Source organism: Variovorax sp. P4_D9, from assembly GCF_056401695.1.
Window position 1 is genome coordinate 1 of record NZ_JBFUIU010000693.1, and the last position, 4,592, is coordinate 4,592.

The 4,592-nt window shown below is 63.4% G+C and carries 5 protein-coding genes; 3 read left to right on the forward strand and 2 right to left on the reverse strand.

Annotated elements, in window-relative coordinates; genetic code table 11:
- Together AC1DY5_RS42770 and AC1DY5_RS42775 are read right to left on the reverse strand one after the other, a co-directional pair.
- On the reverse strand, nt 1-1,030 hold a 1,030-nt coding region (locus AC1DY5_RS42770), incomplete at its 3' end, for a type II toxin-antitoxin system HipA family toxin (RefSeq protein ID WP_478120486.1).
- Complete coding sequence (locus tag AC1DY5_RS42775) at nt 1,020-1,352, reverse strand: helix-turn-helix transcriptional regulator (protein WP_478120487.1); 333 nt, start codon at nt 1,350-1,352, stop codon at nt 1,020-1,022. The genes AC1DY5_RS42770 and AC1DY5_RS42775, both read right to left, overlap by 11 nt.
- A 415-nt stretch (nt 1,353-1,767) precedes the next feature.
- Here AC1DY5_RS42775 and AC1DY5_RS42780 point away from each other — a divergent pair, with 415 nt between their 5' ends.
- The 3 genes from AC1DY5_RS42780 to AC1DY5_RS42790 all read left to right on the forward strand — a co-directional run.
- Nucleotides 1,768-1,983, forward strand: coding sequence for a hypothetical protein (locus AC1DY5_RS42780; RefSeq protein ID WP_478120488.1), 216 nt, complete (start codon nt 1,768-1,770; stop codon nt 1,981-1,983).
- Nucleotides 1,980-2,606 carry a hypothetical protein gene (locus AC1DY5_RS42785; RefSeq protein WP_478120489.1) on the forward strand — a complete coding sequence of 209 codons (627 nt, stop codon included), beginning with the start codon at nt 1,980-1,982 and terminating at the stop codon, nt 2,604-2,606. Before AC1DY5_RS42780 ends, AC1DY5_RS42785 begins: the two co-directional genes overlap by 4 nt.
- Nucleotides 2,599-4,592 (forward strand): TOTE conflict system archaeo-eukaryotic primase domain-containing protein (locus AC1DY5_RS42790; protein ID WP_478120490.1); only part of this gene is annotated, 1,994 nt, incomplete at its 3' end. The genes AC1DY5_RS42785 and AC1DY5_RS42790, both read left to right, overlap by 8 nt.

The window sequence follows — 4,592 nt, forward strand, 5'->3', positions numbered from 1 at the left end:
ACGCCAGGTCGCGCCTCTCCAGGCTGACCACGGGTGCGGGCACGAGGTCGTAGGCCGGTGACAGCCGCCATCCCTTCTGTCTGCGCAGCAGGGCATGGTTGCGCGGATGGTCGTCGTTGTTGGTCACGGCAGCATTGAAGACCATCCGCCTGAACAGTTCGGCACAGTCGGCTTCCGGCTTGTCAGACCAACGGCGCAGGTTGTCGGCCATCAGCGGGTAAGACCAACGCTCGCGGTCCAGGTGGCTGTCACCGCAGTCGAGCACAGTCAAGCCGCTGACAAGACCAAAGCGGAGGTAACCCTTGTCGGTGTGGTCGCGGTCGAAGCGCTGCAACATCAGCACATCACTCTCGCCAACCGGATGGAGCCGCGCCTGCGTGGCGTTCAGGCCGCATCTCCGAGCCAAGTCGAGCGTCGCAAATTCGACCCGCTGCAGATTGAAGCGGTCATCTCTGGCGGGAAACTTGCCGAGCCAGAGACTGTGCGCGTCCTCGATCGTGGCCTTCGGCCGCGCACCACCCATGCTGGTGCCAGGTTCGAGCTGTTCGAACAGATGAGCGGCCACTGGGCGCCCCTCTTCGATCGCCTGCGTGGCCGCGATCAGCTCGGCCAACTGGTGCGTGCGGTTGTACTGGCGCTTGAGCGCGGGCGGTTCGGCCTTCAGCCCGAAGCTCAGGTACCCTGCCCCGTCTTGCGGTCCAAGTAGCAAATAGTCGATTTCCTGGAGGTCAGCCGCGCTGCGCTCGAGCTTGTGCTCGATCACGCGCCGTCCCCAGGCGTCGGGGCCAGCGTCTCGAACCGCACCGGGAATCCCCTTAAGTTGGGTGAACTCGAAGACTTCCTTGGCAAGAGGCAGCTGGAACGGATCGAGTGCAACCGCCTCTTGGCGCTGAAGGTAACGGTCGCCGTAGCGAAACCGCCCTATCTGCGTGCCGTCAGGCAACGTCTGAACCCTGAGCAGCGCTGCCGGCACCGTTTCCAACGTGCCGGGTAGCTGAATGTAGACATAGGCTTCTCGCTCAGAAGTCATAGTCGTCGCTCGCCTTCCGGGCCTTGCCCGCCCGCGTGGGGCGGCGGGACGCTTCGAGCGCTTTGCCGTGGAGATCGCTGTCGGGATCCGCAACAGCGTCCAGAGACTTGTCCAGGCCGAGTGCCCACAGTACCGTGAAGCACACGCCGACCGCCGTACCTGGCTTACCGAGTTCCAGCGCCGTGAGGGTGTTTCGGTTGATACCGGCCTTGCTGGCGAGATCGGCGACCGACCATCCGCGCCGAATCCGCGCCACCCGGATGCGCTGTCCCAGCTGGGCAACCCGCTCAGTGGCCTGTAGGGGCATCACGAATTTGCTCATAAAATTAGGCATTATCCGTACTCAATGCCCGCTATATTAGGCTTTTGCCACATGGAGCACAAGTCTGGCACAGGGAAGAAAATCGCCAAATTAGGCAAATAAGTTGATAATGCCCTGTATTTTAGGCATTTGAGGGCCGGATCTTCGCGCTTCTTGTCGCTATGCAGCGGGAGCGTGGCGGGGTGCGTCCCTTCAGCGAGCGACCCGCTCTTCGGCGGAATCCGCCACCCGAGCCAATCGCCCCTTGACCGCGGCGCCGATGAATCCGGCGTCGGCAGCTCGCTCTCGGTACCCCAGGTTTCCAGCCAGGCCATGACCTCATTGCCCGTCACGTGCAGGCCGTTCGCCTCGAACTGATGCTGATCTGCTCGGATTCGGGCCGGACGACGCCGACACCGCAGTTTCGGCTTTCCGCGTGATCTGCCAGATCGCGGCGGAAACCACCTTTGCGCGGCGTCAACTCGCAATGCGCAGTACTCTCCCCTCGGGTTTGGGCGATGCATTCGCGCAGAATGCGACGAAGCAAACCCAGTGGGCCGCCTTCCTAAAGAAAAACTTGCTGGATGCCATGGACCTGCCCGAGGTCGTCGCGCTGTTGCGCCGCGAGTGCCAGAAGCTCGGGTCCGCGTGAAGCACCCAACCCGACACAAGAAGCCACAATACGCTCCACCGTGTCCTCCTCGTCGCGTGAAAACGAGCGCTCATATGGCAACGAAGAAAGCGAACCCATCGTGGACCGACGTCAAGGCCAAGCTGGCCGACTTCGACCGTGCTGGCCTGTTCGCCCTGGTGCAAGACCTCTACGCCGCCAGCAAAGACACGCAGGCCTTTCTGCACACCCGATTGCACCTCGGCGAGGACGTGCTCGAGCCCTACAAAGTCACCATAGCCCGCTGGCTCTGGCCCGATGTGTTCAAGAATCAGAACACCTCGGTGGCCAAGGCCAAGAAGGCCGTCGCAGACTACAAAAAGGCGGTGGGCACCCCCGAAGGGCTGGCGGAGCTGCTGATCTTCTATTGCGAGCAGGCATCAGGCTTCAGCCGCGATGTGGGCTTGCAGGATGAAGGCTTCTTCGGCGCACTGGTGCGGATGTTCGGCGAGGCTCTGACGGCCATTGCCGACTTGCCGCAGGCACAGCGCCCGGCGCTGTCGGCGCGCATGGATGCGGTTCGCCACGCCAGCCACGACATCGGCTACGGCGTCGGTGAAGACATGGACACCTTGCTCGCAAAACACGGGCGCGATCATGACTGAGCACGATGCGTTCCCGGCCTTGCAGGCGGAAAACGCCCGGCTGGTGGCGCTATTGGAATCGCACGGGATTGAGTGGCGCCTGCCATCATCGCCCACTCCGGCAGCCCCAGCCCCAGAGCCAAAACCAGAATCCGAGCCGTCACGCCTGTCCATCGCCGAGAAGGTGGAGCTGTTTCGGCGGCTGTTCCATGGTCGCACGGATGTCTATCCGGTCCGCTGGGAAAGCAAGACCTCAGGCAAATCGGGCTACGCACCCGCCTGCGACAACGAGTGGCGGGCGGGCGTCTGCGAGAAGCCGCGCATCAAATGCGCCGACTGCACCCACCGTCTCCTGATCCCGCTGTCCGATGCGGTGATCTATGACCATCTGGCCGGCCAGCACACGGTGGGGGTCTACCCGCTGCTGGAGGACGACACCTGTTACTTCCTGGCGGTCGATTTCGACGAGGCCGAGTGGCAGGAGGATGCCCGAGCGTTCATGCAATCCTGCAGCGAACTGGGCGTGCCAGCGGCGCTAGAGATTTCGCGCTCTGGCCGAGGCGCGCATGCCTGGGTCTTCTTTGCGGGGCGGGTGTCGGCACGAGACGCCCGGCGCCTGGGGACGGCTGTCATCAGCCACACCTGCGCACGAACCCGGCAGCTCAAGCTGGCGTCCTACGACCGCCTGTTTCCCAATCAAGACACGATGCCCAAAGGCGGTTTCGGCAACCTGATCGCCCTGCCGCTGCAGAAGCACCCGCGCGAGAACGGCTGCAGCGTCTTCGTTGATGTCGATCTGCGTCCGCACCGCGACCAGTGGGCATTCCTTGCGTCCATCCAGCGCATGGCACCGCATGACATCGAGCCGACCATCCTGCGCGCAACCGGTGGCATTCACCCCCTTGACGTGACCTTCATCGACGATGAAGACTTGGCCACGCCGTGGACGCGTGAGGCCACTGCGTCAATGAAGCTGGYGGGCGCGATGCCCGAGGCGTTGATCGTGACGCTAGCCAACCTGATCTATTTCGAGAAGCGCGAGCTGCCCCAAGCGCTGGCCAATCGCCTGATCCGGCTGGCGGCCTTCCAGAACCCTGAGTTCTACAAGGCCCAGGCCATGCGGATGTCGGTGTGGGACAAGCCGCGCGTGATCGGCAATGCCGAGAACTACCCGCAACACATCGCGTTGCCGCGCGGCTGCCTCGACGCCGCCCAAGAATTGCTGAAGGACAACGGCATTCGCTGCGACCTGCGGGACGAGCGGTATCGTGGGGAGTCCATCGATGTCAGCTTCGTCGGCACCTTGCGGCATGACCAGGAGGTGGCTGTCTCGGCTGTGCTGCGTCACGATACGGGCGTGCTGTGCGCGCCGACCGCATTCGGCAAGACGGTCACGGCGGCCGCCATCATCGCCAGGCGCGGCGTGAACACCCTGGTGCTGGTGCATCGAAACGAGCTGCTCAAGCAATGGCAGGAGCGCCTGCAAGCCTTTCTTGGCGCAGGCAAAGGCGTGGTCGGCACCATCGGTGGCGGCAAAGCCAAACCGACCGGCAGGATCGACATCGCCGTGATGCAGTCACTGTCCCGTCAGGGCGAGGTCAATGCATTGGTCGAGACTTACGGACAAGTCATCGTCGATGAATGTCACCATGTTGGCGCCACGTCGTTTGATGCCATCCTCAAACGGACCAAGGCGAAGTTCGTGCTCGGCCTGACCGCCACGCCGATTCGCCGTGATGGCCAGCAGCCGATCATCTTCATGCAATGCGGGCCCATCCGGCACACGGCGGCCAGACCGGCCAGCGCACCGCACGACCTGGAGGTGCTGCCGAGGTCACGGTCTTCCCGCATTGACCTGCCGACCACGGCGGGCATTCAGGACGTGTTCCGGCACCTTGCCAATGACTTGGTCCGGACGCAAGCCATCGCCGCCGAGGTCACGATAGCCTTCGAACAAGGCCGCAAGGTGCTGGTGCTGACCGAGCGCTCGGAGCACCTTGAGGCCAT